Annotated in this window: 15 protein-coding genes; all 15 read left to right on the top strand. The window is 71.0% G+C overall.

Features of this window, described 5'->3' with window-relative positions:
• Window positions 1–1,087: adenylosuccinate synthase (locus AC08OV_RS05975; RefSeq protein WP_476619425.1), on the top strand; the 1,087-nt coding region annotated here is incomplete at its 5' end.
• A gap of 136 nt (window positions 1,088–1,223) precedes the next feature.
• The gene (locus AC08OV_RS05970) at window positions 1,224–2,051 is read left to right on the top strand and encodes a hypothetical protein (RefSeq protein WP_476614223.1); all 828 of its coding nucleotides are present in this window, start codon (window positions 1,224–1,226) and stop codon (window positions 2,049–2,051) included.
• A gap of 338 nt (window positions 2,052–2,389) precedes the next feature.
• Entirely contained in the window at window positions 2,390–3,706 is a 1,317-nt protein-coding gene (purD, locus tag AC08OV_RS05965) for a phosphoribosylamine--glycine ligase (protein ID WP_476614222.1), read from the top strand.
• 3 nt (window positions 3,707–3,709) lie between these two features.
• Complete coding sequence (purE, locus tag AC08OV_RS05960; RefSeq protein ID WP_462186408.1) at window positions 3,710–4,234, top strand: 5-(carboxyamino)imidazole ribonucleotide mutase; 525 nt, start codon at window positions 3,710–3,712, stop codon at window positions 4,232–4,234.
• A complete protein-coding gene (purB, locus tag AC08OV_RS05955) occupies window positions 4,231–5,538 on the top strand; it encodes an adenylosuccinate lyase (RefSeq protein WP_476619424.1) in 1,308 nt (435 codons plus the stop codon). Before purE ends, purB begins: the two co-directional genes overlap by 4 nt.
• Before the next feature lie 54 nt (window positions 5,539–5,592).
• A complete protein-coding gene (locus tag AC08OV_RS05950; RefSeq protein ID WP_476615930.1) occupies window positions 5,593–6,504 on the top strand; it encodes a phosphoribosylaminoimidazolesuccinocarboxamide synthase in 912 nt (303 codons plus the stop codon).
• 107 nt (window positions 6,505–6,611) lie between these two features.
• Window positions 6,612–7,013, top strand: a complete 402-nt coding sequence (locus AC08OV_RS05945; RefSeq protein ID WP_476615931.1) for a hypothetical protein — start codon at window positions 6,612–6,614, stop codon at window positions 7,011–7,013.
• 200 nt (window positions 7,014–7,213) lie between these two features.
• Window positions 7,214–8,374 carry a pantoate--beta-alanine ligase gene (gene panC / locus AC08OV_RS05940; RefSeq protein WP_476619423.1) on the top strand — a complete coding sequence of 387 codons (1,161 nt, stop codon included), beginning with the start codon at window positions 7,214–7,216 and terminating at the stop codon, window positions 8,372–8,374.
• 2 nt (window positions 8,375–8,376) lie between these two features.
• Window positions 8,377–8,847, top strand: coding sequence for an aspartate 1-decarboxylase (gene panD / locus AC08OV_RS05935; protein WP_476613985.1), 471 nt, complete (start codon window positions 8,377–8,379; stop codon window positions 8,845–8,847).
• Complete coding sequence (locus tag AC08OV_RS05930) at window positions 8,844–10,556, top strand: L-aspartate oxidase (protein ID WP_476613984.1); 1,713 nt, start codon at window positions 8,844–8,846, stop codon at window positions 10,554–10,556. The genes panD and AC08OV_RS05930 overlap by 4 nt, the downstream gene beginning before the upstream one ends.
• The gene (gene nadC / locus AC08OV_RS05925; protein ID WP_476613983.1) at window positions 10,553–11,572 is read left to right on the top strand and encodes a carboxylating nicotinate-nucleotide diphosphorylase; all 1,020 of its coding nucleotides are present in this window, start codon (window positions 10,553–10,555) and stop codon (window positions 11,570–11,572) included. The genes AC08OV_RS05930 and nadC overlap by 4 nt, the downstream gene beginning before the upstream one ends.
• On the top strand, window positions 11,572–12,324 hold the full coding sequence (locus AC08OV_RS05920) for a type III pantothenate kinase (protein ID WP_476613982.1): 753 nt from the start codon (window positions 11,572–11,574) through the stop codon (window positions 12,322–12,324). The genes nadC and AC08OV_RS05920 overlap by 1 nt, the downstream gene beginning before the upstream one ends.
• Before the next feature lie 182 nt (window positions 12,325–12,506).
• Window positions 12,507–13,424, top strand: a complete 918-nt coding sequence (locus tag AC08OV_RS05915) for an SGNH/GDSL hydrolase family protein (RefSeq protein ID WP_476613981.1) — start codon at window positions 12,507–12,509, stop codon at window positions 13,422–13,424.
• A 230-nt stretch (window positions 13,425–13,654) separates the two neighbouring features.
• Window positions 13,655–14,614 (top strand): (2Fe-2S)-binding protein, encoded by a 960-nt coding sequence (locus AC08OV_RS05910; protein ID WP_476592058.1) that lies wholly within the window; start codon window positions 13,655–13,657, stop codon window positions 14,612–14,614.
• Window positions 14,615–15,113: 499 nt separating this feature from the next.
• Window positions 15,114–16,645: Clp protease N-terminal domain-containing protein (locus AC08OV_RS05905; RefSeq protein ID WP_476619422.1), on the top strand; the 1,532-nt coding region annotated here is incomplete at its 3' end.

Raw genomic sequence — 16,645 nt, 5'->3', positions numbered from 1 at the left:
CGTGATCGGCAACGGGGTCGTCATCGACCCGGGCGTGCTGCTGGCCGAGATGGACGGGCTCACCGCCCGCGGCATCGACGTCTCCCGGCTCCTGATCAGCGCGAACGCCCACCTGATCATGCCCCATCACCGGGCGCTGGACCGGGTCATCGAGCGCTACCTGGGCAAGGCGCGGATCGGTACCACCGGTCGCGGCATCGGTCCCACCTACGGCGACAAGGTTGCCCGTACGGGCATCAGAGTGCAGGATCTCCTCGACCCGGGCATCTTCCACAAGAAGCTCGAACTGGTGCTACGGGAGAAGAACCAGGTCCTGGCCAAGGTCTACAACCGGCGCCGGATCGAGCTAGACGAGGTGGTCGAGGAGTACGCCGACTACGCGAAACGCCTCCAACCCCACATCGCCGACACCGGCCTGATTCTCGACCGGGCGCTGCGCGCGGGCAAGGTCGTGCTGCTCGAAGGCTCCCAGGGCACTCTCCTCGACGTCGATCACGGCACCTACCCGTTCGTCACGTCATCGAACCCGACCGCCGGCTACGCGGCCACCGGCGCCGGCATCGGCCCGACGAGGATCAGTCGGGTGATCGGCATCATCAAGGCCTACACGACCCGGGTCGGCGCCGGCCCCTTCCCCACTGAACTGGACGACAAGGTCGGAGAGGAGCTGCGCCGCATCGGCGGGGAGTTCGGCGTGACAACCGGCCGGGCACGGCGCACCGGCTGGTTTGACGCCGTAATCGCCCGCTACGCGGTGCGGGTCAACGGCCTGACCGACCTTTTCCTCACCAAGCTGGACGTCCTGTCGGGCTTCGACCGGGTGCCCATCTGCGTCGGCTACGACATCGGCGGCGAACGGGTCGACGAGATGCCCATGACCCAGACCGAGTTCCACCACGCCAAGCCGATCTACACCGACCTGCCCGGCTGGCACGAGGACATCTCCGGCGTCCGGTCGTTCGCCGACCTGCCCGGCACCGCGAAGGACTACATCAGGGCGTTGGAGGAGTTCTCCGGCGCCCCGGTGTCGGCGGTCGGCGTCGGTCCCGGGCGGGACCAGACGCTCGTCATCAATGACCTGGTCTGAACAGACTGGTCCGAAAAGACCTGGTCTGATCCCGCCCGGCGCGGGCCAAGATCCGGTCGGTTCCGGTTGCAGCCGGAAGCATTACCATCGACGCTTGGGCGGTCACGCAAAGCAATGACGTCCGGGGGTGGTGGCGGTGGCCGTTGTCAGGTCCCGGCCGTCGGATGACGACCCTTCCATCCCCGGGCGGACACCGCTGTCGCGGCCGGAACCGGCCGAAGCCCCGCAACCGGCCCGTTGGCCACCGGCCGTGAGACGCGGTTACCTACACCCGACCGACTCCGACGCCTGGCCGGTCGGGTTCTCCCCCACCGGCGAGGCTCTGCCGCAGACACTGACCGACGTGCTGCTGCGGGGCAGCCACGCCATCCGGAGCTCGAAGCGGGCCGAGGCACAGCGGCTCGAACGCGCCGCGGCCGTCGCCAGTCACGTCGACGCCCAGATCCGTGACTTCCTGGACTTCTGCGCGGCCGAACACCTGGTACCACCGGTCACGGTGCGGGCGGCCCGCACCGCGCCGCACCGCGCGCCGGCGCGGTACCGCGCCGGCCGGCCGCTGCCCGCGCTGGACCTGAGCGAGGGCGGGGCGACACGGGCGGCCACGGACCCGGCAGCCCGGGCAGATCGGGCGGACCCCGGCGAGACGGCCGTCGACCCCGGTCGCCGCCGGCGTTGGCCGGGACGGCGGGAACGGCTGCAGGCGTGGCCGCTGCTGTACTGGCGCTGCGAGAACTTCCCGGCCGCAGGGCGGTCGCTGCACCTGTTCGTCGAACCGGGTGGGCGCGCCTTCGAGGGCCGCGACGATCCCGCCCCGCTGACCGTGCTCGGCCGGGAGGTCCGGGTCTGGCCGGTCGACGCCGCCGCCATCGTCGCGGGCATGGCCGAGGTGGACGCACGCCGCTGCGCGCTGCACCTGGTGCACGGCATGGCCCACCTGCTCTGGCGGTCGGGCGTCGGGCTGTAGCCGCTCAGCGCGGATCGTCCCGGGTGACCGGCCGGGAGTCACCGGCACCGACCGGGCACGACGCGCACGATGATCAGCACACCCGCTACTGTGGAACTGTGACCCGACCGAACTGCGACGACGCGATGCCCCAGGCGGGGTTCGCCGGTTCGCGACGGCACCCGCGCCCGGTCCGGATCTCCGTCCCGGCGCCGGGCGCCGGGGACAACCGGTGACGGCCGCCACCGACCCCCACGTCCCCCGCGCACGGCCGTGGCGGCGACGCGGCCCGGTCCGCCGGCATTACCGGGAATCCGCCGCCGCGCACCGGGCCGCTGCTTGCGTCGCGAGGTGAACTGATGAAGGTTCTTGTTGTCGGCTCCGGCGGCCGTGAACACGCGCTGTGCCGGGCGCTCGCCCGCGATCCCCGGGTCGGCTCGCTGATCTGCGCGCCCGGAAACGCCGGGACCGCCGAGCTCGCCGAGCCCCGCCCGCTCGCCGTCGCCGACCCGGACGCCGTCGCCGACCTTGCTGAGGCGGTCGGCGCGGACCTCACCGTCATCGGTCCGGAGATGCCGTTGGTAGCCGGGGCCGCCGACGAGCTACGCGCCCGCGGCCTCGCGGTCTTCGGCCCGAGCGCGGCCGCGGCCCGGCTGGAGGGCAGCAAGGCGTTCGCCAAGGAGGTCATGCGCGCCGCCGGGGTGCCCACGGCGGCCTCTCGCGACCACGCCGAGATCGAGCCCGCCCTGGCCGACCTGGACGTCTTCGGCCCGCCGTACGTGGTGAAGTACGACGGGCTCGCCGCCGGCAAGGGCGTCACGGTGACCGAGGATCGCGACGCGGCCGTCGCCGCGGTCCGCGCGAGCCTGCGCGGACCGGACGACCGGGTTGTCCTCGAGGAGTACCTCGACGGGCCCGAGGTCTCCCTGTTCGCCGTGGTGACCGAGTCCGGCGCGGTCCTCCCGCTGCTGCCGGCGCAGGACCACAAACGGGTCGGCGACGGCGACACCGGCCCGAACACCGGGGGGATGGGCGCGTACACCCCGCTGCCCTGGGCCTCGCACGGCCTGCCAGCGGAGATCGTCGCCACGGTGATCCGGCCGACAGTGGCCGAGATGGCCCGGCGCGGCACCCCGTTCACCGGCCTGCTCTACGCCGGGCTCGCGCTGACCACCCGCGGCCCGCGGGTGGTGGAGTTCAACGTGCGCTTCGGTGACCCCGAGGTGCAGGCCATCCTCGCCCTGCTCACGACGCCGTTGACGGACGTGCTCTCCGGCCGGCGGGCACCGGTGTGGCGCTCCGGCGCGGCGATCAGCGTCGTTGTCGCCGCGCACGGCTATCCGGCGGCACCCAGGCTCGGCGACCCGATCCGCGGGCTCGCCGCCGCCGGTGCACTGGCCGGCGTCGACGTCCTGCACGCCGGTACCCGGAGGGAGCCGGATGGCCGGGTCGTCTCGGCCGGCGGCCGTGTGCTGTCCGTTACGGCCATCGGCTCCAACCTGGAGTCCGCGCGAGGATCGGCCTACGAGGCTGTCAGTCGCATCTCGCTGCCCGGCGCCCATTACCGCACCGACATCGGAGATCCGTCCCGGATGCGCCACGCGGCCGACGTCCGTCGAGCGGACGTCGCGTCCGGCGAGGATCCCGCAGGACATAGAAAGAAAAAGAAGGAGTAGACCGTGTCGCAGAGCACCCCCGGGCCAGGCCATCCCCAGGTGGCGATCGTCTTCGGATCACCGTCGGACACCCAGACCATGAGCAAGGCCGGCGCCACCCTGGAACGCTTCGGTGTGCCCTACGAGCAGGTGTCGCTGTCGGCGCACCGCGCGCCGCGCACCCTCGCCGACTACGTGGGTCAGCTGCGGGCCCGCGACATCTCGGTGGTCATCGCCGGGGCAGGCCTGGCCGCTGCGCTGCCCGGCACCATCGCGGCCCTCACCACGCTGCCGGTAATCGGCGTGCCGATCTCCGGCGGGGCGCTGGACGGCATGGACTCGCTGCTCGCCATCGTGCAGATGCCGCCGGGCGTCCCGGTCGCGACCGTGGGCCTGAACAACTCGACGAACGCGGCGATCCTGGCGATCCAGATCCTGGCGCTGGCCGATCCCGATCTGGGGCTGAAGCTGGCCGCGTTCAAGGACGAGTTCGAGCAGGCCGCGGCGGACGGGCTGAGCGCGGCGGCCGCGGCCGGCAGCCAGTCATGATCGGCCGTTACACCCTGGCGGAGATGGGCCGGGTGTGGTCGGAGGCGCACAAGTACGAGCTGTGGTGTCGCGTCGAGGTGCTGGTCATGGAGGCGCACGCCGCCGCGGGCCGCATCCCCGCCGATTCCGTCGAGCCGGTCCGGGCCGCCCCCGCTCCGACGCCCGAGGCCGTTGCCGAGGTGGAGGCCGTCACCCAGCATGACGTCATCGCCTTCCTGACCGCTTGGGCCGACCGCACCGAACCCCGGTCCGCCGCCGCCTACGCGCACTTCGGCATGACCTCCTCAGACCTGCTCGACACGGCGCTCGCGCTGCAGCTGGTCGAGTCGACCGACCTGCTGCTCGCCCGGGCGGACACCCTCGTCGCCGCGCTGCGCGACCTCGGCCTAGCCCACCGGAACACCCTGCGGGTCGGCCGGACGCACGGCATCCACGGCGAGCCGACGGTGTTCGGGCACCGCGTCGCGGACCTGGCGTTCGGGCTCGCCCGCTGCCGCGACCGGCTGCGCGCGGCCCGCGCGGACGTGGCCGTCGCCAAGATCTCCGGCGCGGTCGGGACGTACTCCAACATCGACCCCGACGTCGAGGCCTATGTGGCCGACAAGCTGGGCCTCACCGCGGCCCCGGTGGCCACCCAGGTCGTGCTGCGCGACGGCATCGCCTCCTGGGTCGCGGCGCTGGCCGGGCTCGCGACCGTCTGCGAGGCGGTCGCCCTGGAGGTCCGGCACGGCCAGCGCACGGAGGTCCGGGAGCTGTCCGAGCCGTTCGGCTCCGGGCAGAAGGGCTCCTCCGCGATGCCCCACAAGAAGAACCCGATCATGTCGGAGCGCATCGCCGGGCTCGCCCGGATCGTCCGGGCGCAGTACGTCCCGGTGCTGGAGGGCGTCCCGCTGTGGCACGAGCGCGACATCTCCCACTCCTCCACCGAGCGCATCGCGCTGCCGGACGCCGCCACCGGCGTCGACTACCTGCTGCACCTGACGACCCGGCTGGTCACCGGGCTGGTCGTGGACACCGCACGGATGCGGGCGAACCTCGATGCCACGGGCGGGCTGGTCTACACCTCGGCGGTGCTGCTCGAACTCGTCGAGACGGGGCTGTCCCGCGAGGACGCCTACGCCGTCACCCAGGCGGCGGCGATGGAGACCTGGCAGACCGGCGTGCCGTTCCGGGAGACGCTGCGCAAGCACGCCGGCGACCGCGGCCTGGCCCTGGACGAGGCCAGGCTCGACGAGGTGAGCCGGCCCGAGCGCTACACCAAGCGCCTCGGCCCGGTCTTCGACGCCTTGGCGGCCCTCACCTGACCCGCGCGCCCCCGCGCCGCGGGTGCTGTTGTTCTCCCTGGGTACGGTCGGTGTATGCCACTGACACATGAGGAGTTCGCCGGGCTCACCCACCTGGGTTCGGGCAAGGTCCGAGAGCTGTTCGCGGTCGGGGACGACGCCGTGCTGCTGGTCGCCAGCGACCGCATCTCGGCGTTCGACGTGGTCCTACCGACCGAAATTCCCGACAAGGGAGCCGTTCTCACCGGGCTTTCGCTGTGGTGGTTCGACCAGCTCGCCGACCTGGTCCCGTCCCACGTCGTCAGTTCGAACGCCGATGAGTACCCGGCCGAGCTCGCTCCGTATAGGGAGCAGCTGCGCGGCCGGTCGATGCTGTGCCGACGCCTGAACATGGTGCAGATCGAGTGCGTCGCCCGTGGTTATCTGACCGGCAGCGGGCTGAAGGACTACCAGCGCACCGGCGCGGTCAGCGGGCATCCCCTGCCCACCGGGCTGGTGGACGGCAGCAAGCTGCCGGCACCGATCTACACGCCGTCCACGAAGGCGCCGATCGGTGAGCACGACGAGAACATCAGTCGGGCCGACGCGGCCGGCCGGATCGGCACCGAGCTCGCCGCCGAGCTCGAGCGGCTGACCCTGCAGATCTTCGGCCGGGCCAGTGTCCTCGCAGCCGAGCGCGGCATCCTGCTCGCTGACACCAAGTTCGAGTTCGGTCATGACGCCCAGGGCACGCTGCGGCTCGCCGACGAGGTCCTGACCCCGGACTCGTCCCGGTTCTGGCCGGAGGACACCTGGCGGCCCGGAGCCTCCCAGCCGTCCTTCGACAAGCAGTACATCCGCGACTATCTGACGAGTACCGGCTGGGACAGGACCGCGCCAGGGCCGGAGCTGCCCGCGGACGTCGTCGAGGCGACCCAGGCCCGTTACGTGGAGGCCTACGAGCGACTGACCGGCATCTCCTTCAAGGACTACCTGTCCACCGCCTAACCGCGCTCACACCGCGAACAGCACGAGAAGTTATCTTCTGGATACTATAAGTTCATCTTAGGTTCTCTCCTAGAAGGAGATCGAGATATCGAGAGAGGTGAGCTGCCATGGCCACGAAGACGGACACTCCGCCACGGGCACGGCCACAGCCGCACCGGGAGGACACGGACACCTCTGCCCCTGAGCGGGACCAGCAGCAGCCGGCCCCGCCCACGGGCCCCGAGCGGTCGCCGGGCACACACACCTTCACGGTCCGGCTACCGCTGCTCACGTCGCGGTTCGAGGTTGGACGAGGTACGAGCATGCAGTGGCCGTCGCTGGGCAAGGGTGCCTACTACCTGGGGCTCGGCGGGCTCGCCGCGGCCTCGATCATCGAATGGCCGGTCGCGGCGGCGATCGCCGCCGGCACCTACGTCGCGCAGCACACCCGTCCAGGAGCCCCCACGCCCTCTTCCCCCCAGGAGGCCGAGGCCCCTGAGCGGGCCGAGCCCGCGCACACCGGGGCCTGAACTCCGGTGGGCTCGCAGCCCCAGCGAAGTATCATATAACGCCACAAAGCAACAAATTGCACCTTCCGGAGTGAGCAGAGGGCTTCGTTCGGGACGATCACCCGAACGAAGCCCAGCTCACAGGGGAGGGCAACAACCATTGCAGCCGAGTTACAGTTGCCAACGACGTCCGGTACCCCATCCGAGGACTGGAACGGATTATGACTGCTGTTTTCTCCACCACGCCCGACCGCCCATCGACGGGATCCCGCGATCAGGCGGCCACCGCCACGGTCCCCTCCGCTAGGAGCATTGCCCCCTCCGTCCGGCCCAGCACGCTCCCCGGCTCGGGCAGTCCCGTCCTGGCCAGAGACCGGGCCGAGCTGCGCGCCGCGCTCGCCGCGCTCGACCGGCAGGCCACCATCGCCCGGCAGAGTGAGGCCGGTCTGCCTGCGCCGGACGACGCGCCCGCGCGGGCGGCAGCCGGGCACACGCGCCCGACCCACGCGCGCCCGACCAGGGCCGTCGTCATGACAATGGGAGCGCTGCACGAGGGCCACGCCTCGCTGCTGCGCGCCGCCCGGGCCCAGGCGGACCAGGTGGTTGCCACGATCTACGTTAATCCGCTGCAATTCGGCGCGGGTGAGGATCTCGACCGGTATCCGCGCACCCTGGCCGCCGATCTCGACGTGTGCGCGCGGGAGGGAGTCGACCTCGTCTTCGCCCCCCGGATGATCCACGACTCGCCGCCGCTCGTCCGCTTGCAGGCCGGGCCGCTCGGTGAGCTGCTCGAAGGCGCCGCCCGTCCGGGCCATTTCGATGGGATGCTGACCCTGGTGGGGACCATGCTCCACCTGGTCCGTCCGGACCTGGCGTTCTTCGGGCGCAAGGACGCCCAGCAGCTGGTCTGCATCCGCCGGATGGTCGCGGACCTCGCCTTCGACGTCACCGTGATCGGTGTGGAGACCGTGCGCGAGCCCGACGGCCTCGCGATGTCGAGCCGGAACGTCTATCTGACCCCCGAGCAGCGGCGCAGCGCGCTCGCCCTGTCCCGGGCGCTCGCCGCCGGGGCCCGGGCCCAGGCGGGCGGGCAGGACGCCGCGCTCGCGACCGCGCGGGAGGTTCTGGCCGCCGCGGACGGGGTGGACGTGGACTACCTCGCCCTGGCCAGCCCCGACGATCTGCGTCCGGTCCGGAGCGGTCCCGCCCTGCTGCTCGTCGCTGCCCGGGTGGGCACCACCCGCCTGATCGACAACATCGACCTCGTCCTGCCTCCGGAATCCCCGGCGCCGGCCCCCACTGGGTCTCCGGCATCCGCCGGGTCTCCCGCCCTCACCCCCCGACCGGACCGTCCCGCCGACCGCGATCACCCGGGAGCCTGACCGTGTTGCGCACCATGCTCACCGCCAAGATCCACCGCGCCACGGTCACCCAGGCCGATCTGCACTATGTGGGCTCCGTGACGATCGACGCGAACCTGCTGGCCGCCGCCGACCTGCTGCCCGGCGAGCAGGTCACGATCGTCGACATCAACAACGGCGCCCGGCTGGAGACGTACGCCATCGCGGGACCGGCGGGAAGCGGGATCATCGGTATCAACGGTGCCGCGGCGCGCCTGGTCCAGCCGGGCGATCTGGTGATCATCATTGCGTACGGGCTCATGGACGACGCCGAGGCACGCCGGCACGTCCCGAAGGTGCTGTTCGTCGACGCGGCAAACCGGATCATCGGGCACGGCGACGACCCGGCCGAACCGCTCCCCGGCGACCCGTCGAGCCTGCGTGGCGACATCCCGGTCGACATCCCGGTACCTGCGGCCGCGGCGGCGGTCCGATCGGCCGTGGCTACGCAGTGACCGTGCTACCTTGCCGGCTCGGCGCGCCCCGCCCGGGATGGCTGCGCGCCGCGGACGTCGTCGTCATCGGTTCGGGCATCGCCGGGCTCACGACGGTCCTGCACCTGCGCCGGGCGCTGCCCGCCGCCCGGGTGCTGCTGGTGACCAAGGCACGCCTCGACGCCGGGTCGACCCGGTGGGCGCAGGGTGGGATCGCCGCCGCGCTCGCCGCGGAGGACTCGCCCGAAGATCATCTCTTCGACACCCTGGTCGCCGGCGTCGGGCTGTGCGACGAGGACGCAGCCCGAGTACTGGTCCGCGACGGACCGGCGCGGGTACGTGAGCTCGCCGAGCTCGGCGCCCGGTTCGATCGGACCACCGACGGCTCGTTCGCCCTCACCCGGGAGGGCGGCCATCTACGCAACCGCATCATCCATGCGGGTGGGGACGCCACCGGCCTGGAGGTGGAACGCGCCCTGATCACCGCCGTCCGGGCGGATGAGAGCGTCGAGGTCATCGAACACGCACTGGTCCTCGACCTGCTGCTCGACTCCGACGGTCGGGCCGCCGGCGCCACCCTGCACGTGCTGGGGGAGGGCAGCCGGGACGGCGTCGGCGCGGTGACGGCGGGCGCGGTGGTCCTGGCGACCGGCGGGATGGGGCAGATCTTCGCGTCGACGACCAATCCCGGCGTCTCCACCGGGGACGGGGTGGCGCTGGCTCTGCGCGCGGGCGCCGTCGTCGCGGACCTGGAGTTCGTCCAGTTCCACCCGACCGCCCTGTGGCTGCCCCCGTCCAGGCCGGGCGCCGTCGCCGAACTGCTCGGGGGCCAGCAGCCGCTGGTCAGCGAGGCCATGCGGGGGGAGGGTGCCGTTCTCGTCGACGCGGCCGGCGAGCGGGTGATGGCGGGCGTCCACCGGCTGGCCGACCTCGCGCCGCGCGACGTCGTCGCCAAGCAGATGTCGCGGGTCATGGCGGCCCAGGGGGTCGATCACCTGTTCCTGGACGCCCGGAGGCTGGGCGCGGCGACCATCGAGCGGCGGTTCCCCTCGATCACCGCGCGCTGCCGGTCCGCCGGCATCGATCCGGTCGCCAGGCCGATCCCCGTCGCGCCGGCCGCCCACTACGCCAGCGGCGGAGTGCGCACGGACCTGTGGGGCCGCACGAGCGTGGCCGGCCTGTACGCCTGCGGGGAGGTGGCCTGCACAGGGGTGCACGGCGCCAACCGGCTCGCGTCGAACAGCCTGCTGGAGGGGCTGGTCTTCGCCGCGCGCATCGCGGAGCACCTGGCCGGCACCGCGCCCGGCGGCCGGCACGGCGGCCAGCGCGGCGCCGCCATCCCCGCCGCGCCGGTGGTCGGTCGCGGCAGTGGTCTGACCGACCCCGCCGAACGCGCGGAGCTCGCGCGCGCGATGACCGACGGTGCCGGGGTGCTGCGCAGCGCGGACAGCCTGCGGGCGACGGCGAAGGTACTGGCCGGTCTCGGGGACCTGCGGGTCAGCGGGGCGACGGTCACGGCCGGGCCGCCGGCCTGGGAGATGACCAACCTGCGCACGGTTGCGACGGCCCTCGCCGCCGCCGCCGCCATCCGGACGGAGACCCGCGGGTCCCATTGGCGGGAGGACTTCGGTGAGCGGGACGACGAACACTGGCTCGGCCGGATCCTCACCCGGCTCGATCCAGAAGGGGAACTGATCGTGGACGTCGAGCCCATGCGCGGCTCGCGGTGAGCGGTTCCGGTTCCGCCGGCGTGCCCGGCGGACGGCTCTCGCCCGCCACCCGCAGTGCCCTCGCCTCGGCCGGCCTCGACCCGGACGGGGTGGTGGCCCTGGTCGGCCGCGCGCTCGTGGAGGACCTCCCGGTCTGGGAGGAGAACGAGGTGACCGGCCAGATCGGCGCGGTCGACGCGACCTCCGAGGCGACGGTCGACCCCGCCCTCGTCGGGCACGGCGCCATCGTCTCGCGGGCCGCGGGCGTCGTCGCCGGCCTGCCGGTCGCCGCCGCCGTCTTCGAAAGCCTGCTCGGGCCGGCCGCGACCGTCACCCTGACCGCTCGCGACGGCGACCCTGTCCCGCCGGGCACCACGGTGGCCTACGTCAACGGGCCGGTCCGCGGCCTGCTCACCGCCGAACGCACCGCGCTGAACCTGCTGTGCCACCTGTCCGGGATCGCCACCCTGACGCGGGCCTGGGTCGACGCGGTCACCGGCACCGGTGCGGTGATCCGCGACACCCGCAAGACGCTACCCGGCCTGCGCGCGCTGGAGAAGTACGCGGTGCGCTGCGGGGGCGGGGTGAACCACCGCATGTCGCTGACGGACGCAGCCCTGATCAAGGACAACCACGTGGTCGCGGCGGGTGGCGTGGCGGCGGCGTTCGCCGCGGTGCAGGCCCGGTTCCCCGGGCTGCCCGTCGAGGTCGAATGCGACACCGTCGACCAGGTCGCGGAGGCCGTCGATGCCGGATGTGATCTCATCCTCTGCGACAATATGTCGCTGGCGGACCTGCGGGCCGCGGTCCAGCTCACCCGTCCGGCCGGGGTGCGGCTCGAGGCGAGCGGCGGCCTGACCCTGCGAACGGCGGCGGCGGTGGCAGCCGTCGGCGTCGACTATCTCGCCGTCGGCGCCCTGACCCATTCGGCGCCCGCTCTCGACCTCGGCCTCGATCTCGCCCTGGATCCCGATCATCGCCCGGGATCGGCCACCGCGGGCCCACCGATCGAGGGTCTGATCGTGGAGGAATCCTGATGCTGCTCGCCATCGACGTCGGTAACACCAACACCGTCGTCGGCGTGTTCGAGGGTGAACACCTCGCCGACTCCTGGCGGGTGCGCACCGACCCGCAGGCGACCGCGGACGAACTGGTGCTGCTCTACCACGGCCTGCTCGGCGAGTACAAGGTCACCGGTGTCTCGATCTGCTCGACCGTTCCCGCCGCGCTTCGAGCCCTGCGCCGGATGGTGGTCCGGGCCTTTCACGACATTCCGGTCGTCATCGTCGAACCGGGGACGCGGACCGGGGTTCCCATCCTCATCGACAATCCGAAGGAAGCCGGCGCGGACCGCATCATGAACACGCTCGCCGCGCACCACCTCTACGGCGGGCCGGCGATCGTCGTCGACTTCGGCACCTCGACGAACCTGGACATCGTCTCGGCACGCGGCGAGTTCATCGGCGGAATCTTCGCACCGGGCATCGAGATCGCGCTGGACGCACTCGCGTCCCGGGCGGCCCAGCTCCGTAAGGTGGAACTGGTCGCGCCACGTTCCGTCATCGGCAAGAGCACGGTCGAGGCACTCCAGTCCGGCATGATCTACGGCGTCGCCGGTCAGGTGGACGGCCTGGTACGCCGCATCCGGGCCGAGCTCGGGACGGATGCGGTGACGATCGCCACCGGGGGTCTCGCGTCCGTGGTCATCAAGGAAAGTGAGACCCTTGACCGCCACGAGCCCCATCTGACACTCATCGGCCTGCGTCTCGTCTTCGAGAAGAATATCTGATCCGATCCCGACCGGGCTCGTTCAGGCTCGTTCGGGCTGCATTACGGCGACCAGGATAATTACGACGATCGCGCATCTCCGGGGCTGCGACCGGTCCAGCGGATTAGGCAACCGACTCTGCCGAGCGACAGCCGCCGGGTTCGACGGACCGTCCTCCCGCGACTCGGTTACGATTCCGTGCCATGCGGGACCGAAGCTCGGGAACACAGCCCGGCGTATCGTCACATCCCGGCAGCGGATACTTCACTCATCCCTTTCTTGTCACCGCGATGGCAGCATTCCTGTTCGCCGCGGTTCCGATTACGTACGGTTGGGGTGATCCGGCTTCGGCCGGTCCGCAGCCCCGTACCCTGGCCGTGCTGGGCGACTCCTACTCCTCGGGGGAGGGCAATCCTCCCTTCGACTCGCTGGCCCCCCAGTGCCGGCGGAGCGGCCAGGCCTGGCCACGGCTGCTGGGCGGTATGGGATCGGGGGTCACCGTCTCGCTGTTCGCCGCGTGTTCCGGAGCCACCACCGGCGCCCTACACGAGTCGTTCAAGGGCGAGAAACCCCAGCTGGCCCAGCTACGTGCACTGGGCCGGGCCCCAGACGTCGTCACCATCACCATCGGCGGCAACGATGCCGGATTCGGCAGGGTCATCTTCAGTTGTTATGCGTGGAGATGCTTCTGGGATGGCAATGACCGCCGCGAGCGCGATCTTGTCACCAAGGAACTTCCGGGTGTCCTGAGCGCCAACTACGCGGCGGTGAAGGCCGCCGCCCCGCATTCGCGGATCATCGTGGTCGGCTATCCCTACATATTTCCGGGCAACCAGCTCAACAACATCTGTACCTGGCTGACCAACAGGGAACGTCGACAGCTGACGAGGCTGAACAGACAGCTCGACCAGGTCATCAGAAAATCCGCGTCGGATGCGGGAGTGGAGTTCGTCTCGACGGATCGGGCGCTACGCGGTCACGAAATCTGCACACCGGACCCGTGGGTGGCTCCGGTCAATCTGTTCGGACCGACACGTGATCTGAGCGCGCACCCCACTATGCACGGGCAGCAGGCCATCGCCGAGGCCGTCCAGCGCCATCTCGCCACGGACAGCTGGTGACGCGGGCCGACCAGCCCGGCAACCGCGCGATGTCGACCCACCCCACGATGCCGGCCCGATGACTCGTGGGCATAGCACTGATGGCGGCTCCAGTTGACGCCAGACATGAAGTTAGGCTTACTTAAAGTCATGCTCATGCTCACGCCACCCTGCGGGAGATCCTGCACCCTGGCACAGCTACGCCCGGCCCAGCCGCGGCACACCTCCCGGTCCCGGCAGTGAAGCGGTCGGTGAACGAACGCCGCACCGGCTCGGCGGCGTCCCCGGCGGCGCCTTCCAGGGAAGTAGTCCCCGAGGGGACGGCGCCGGAACTCTCCGGGGGTACCGTCCAGTGCGCCGAACCGCCGTTCGAGGCAAGCCTGCGGGACCTCGCCGAGGTGCTGGAGCCGCGCGGTGTGCAGTTCGGGATGCCGGACGGCCCGGGCTGGGCCGACTGTGCCTTCCTGACCGGACCAGCAGGCGTGGCCGAGGCGCTGGCCCGGGTGGGCGCCGCGCACGGCGCCAGCCCGGAGGTCGCCGCGAGCTACCTGGCGAACTGGTACTCGGCGAACGTCGCCGCCCCGGCCATCGCCTGTTTCGTCCTCCTGCACCGGGTGCCGGCCCTGACCCCGGCAACGATGTCCCTACGCGCCCTCGACGGCGGCTGGTTCGACCAGACCGCGTTCCACCGGCCGGCCATGACCGTCCTGGCGGATGACCCGATCGCGGGGGGCGTCACCGCCGGAGACGGGGTGAATGCCCGGATCGGCGTGGTCGGGGACGTGGTCGGGGACGTCGCCGCGTTGCGCAGTCGCCTGGTCGAGGAGGTGCTCGCGCATCTCCAACCGTTCGTCGAGGAGCTGCGGGGACGGGTCCGGCTCGGCCTTCCGGCGCTGTGGGGGGCGGTGGCCGCGCAGTGCGCCCGCGCCTTCCTGCTGACCGAGCGCGCGACCGGCGATCCCCACCTCGGCCGAGTGGAGGCCGACGCCTTCTTCTCCCGGGCTACTCCCACCATGCGGGCCCGGCCCCGTTGGCACGAGTTCGTCCACCACGGCCGGCGGTACACCGGCATACGCCGTGGGTCGTGCTGCCTGGCCTACCGGCTTGGTGACGACTACTGCACCTCGTGTCCCTTTACCGGTGACCAGGATCGCGAGGAACGGCTGCGCGCCTGGGTCGACACGCAGGGCAACGGAGGACTTGCGGTCTGAGAATCACCCGAAGCACAGCCCGAGTATGCGCACGTAAAGTAGTTACTCACAAGATGCAAGCAAGATCTGTCGCTGAAACTCCCCAGGGCTGCGACAATGAGTAACATTGACAACGCAAAACGATATACATGTGAGTTGAATCACAACGAGATGCACCTCCTCATCCACTACCGTCGGTAGCATCGGTGAGGAGGCTCACCGAGGTGGGACGCACCGCTTGGCGCGTACCGCCGCACCGTACGCCCGACCGGAGACGTCGCGAAGCGGGCGGCGTCGTTCTGCTCTTGGCGGAACGACGTGACGGAGTCATGGCTGGTCGGCCACGGTTGCCTTAGACGTCTCCGCTGGTCGGACCGGTACTTGCGCCGGTCCGCCGCCCACGACGATGTGGACGGTGCCGGCGGGTAGGTTTCTGTTCGATGCGTGAGGACATGCCTCGGCGGAGCTAGCATGCGGATACCGGCTGTCGTGTGGTCGGTCGCAGCTCGAAGGAGCGCACATGTTCGAGAGATTCACCGACCGGGCACGTCGGGTCGTCGTCCTGGCCCAAGAAGAGGCCAGGATGCTCAACCACAACTACATCGGGACCGAGCACATCCTGCTCGGCCTGATCCACGAGGGCGAGGGCGTCGCCGCCAAGGCCCTCGAGTCCCTCGGCATCTCCCTTGAGGGTGTGCGGTCACAGGTCGAAGAGATCATCGGCCAGGGGCAGCAGGCACCGAGCGGGCACATCCCGTTCACGCCGCGCGCGAAGAAGGTCCTGGAGCTGTCGCTTCGGGAGGCGCTGCAGCTCGGTCACAACTACATCGGCACCGAGCACATCCTGTTGGGCCTGATCCGCGAGGGCGAGGGCGTCGCCGCTCAGGTGCTCGTCAAGCTGGGTGCGGACCTCAACCGGGTGCGCCAGCAGGTCATCCAGCTGCTGTCCGGTTACCAGGGCAAGGGCGAGACCGCCACGTCCGGCGCGCCCGCCGAGGGGACCCCGTCCACCTCCCTGGTGCTGGACCAGTTCGGCCGCAACCTCACCGCGGCGGCGCGCGAGTCCAAGCTCGACCCGGTCATCGGGCGCGAGAAGGAGATCGAGCGCGTCATGCAGGTGCTGTCACGCCGGACCAAGAACAACCCGGTCCTGATCGGTGAACCCGGCGTCGGCAAGACCGCCGTGGTCGAGGGACTGGCGCAGGCGATCATCAAGGGCGAGGTGCCCGAGACCCTGAAGGACAAGCAGCTCTACACCCTCGACCTCGGCGCTCTGGTCGCCGGTTCCCGCTACCGCGGTGACTTCGAGGAGCGGCTGAAGAAGGTCCTCAAGGAGATCCGGACCCGCGGCGACATCATCCTGTTCATCGACGAGCTGCACACACTGGTCGGCGCGGGCGCGGCCGAGGGTGCCATCGACGCGGCGTCGATCCTCAAGCCCATGCTCGCCCGCGGTGAGCTGCAGACCATCGGCGCGACTACGCTCGACGAGTACCGCAAGCACTTGGAGAAGGACGCCGCTCTCGAGCGGCGGTTCCAGCCGATCCAGGTCGCGGAGCCGTCAGTGGCGCACACGATCGAGATCCTCAAGGGGCTGCGGGACCGGTACGAGGCTCATCACCGGGTATCGATCACCGATGCCGCGCTGGTGGCGGCCGCCTCCCTGGCCGACCGTTACATCTCCGACCGGTTCCTGCCCGACAAGGCGATCGACCTGATCGACGAGGCGGGTTCGCGGATGCGCATCCGTCGGATGACCGCTCCGCCGGACCTGCGCGAGTTCGACGAGCGCATCGCCACCGTCCGCCGGGACAAGGAGTCCGCGATCGACGCGCAGGACTTCGAGAAGGCCGCGTCCCTGCGGGACAAGGAGAAGACCCTCCTCTCCGAGAAGGCGAAGCGGGAGAAGGAGTGGAAGGCCGGTGACATGGACGTCGTCGCCGAGGTGGGCGACGAGGAGATCGCCGAGGTGCTCGCCATCTGGACGGGCATCCCGGTCTTCAAGCTCACCGAGGAGGAGACCGCGCGCCTGCTGCGCATGGAGGACGAGCT

Source organism: Frankia sp. CeTa3Moorea, from assembly GCF_978021225.1.
The sequence above is the reverse complement of the archived record's forward strand: the minus strand, read 5'-3'. Positions and strand labels throughout refer to the sequence as shown.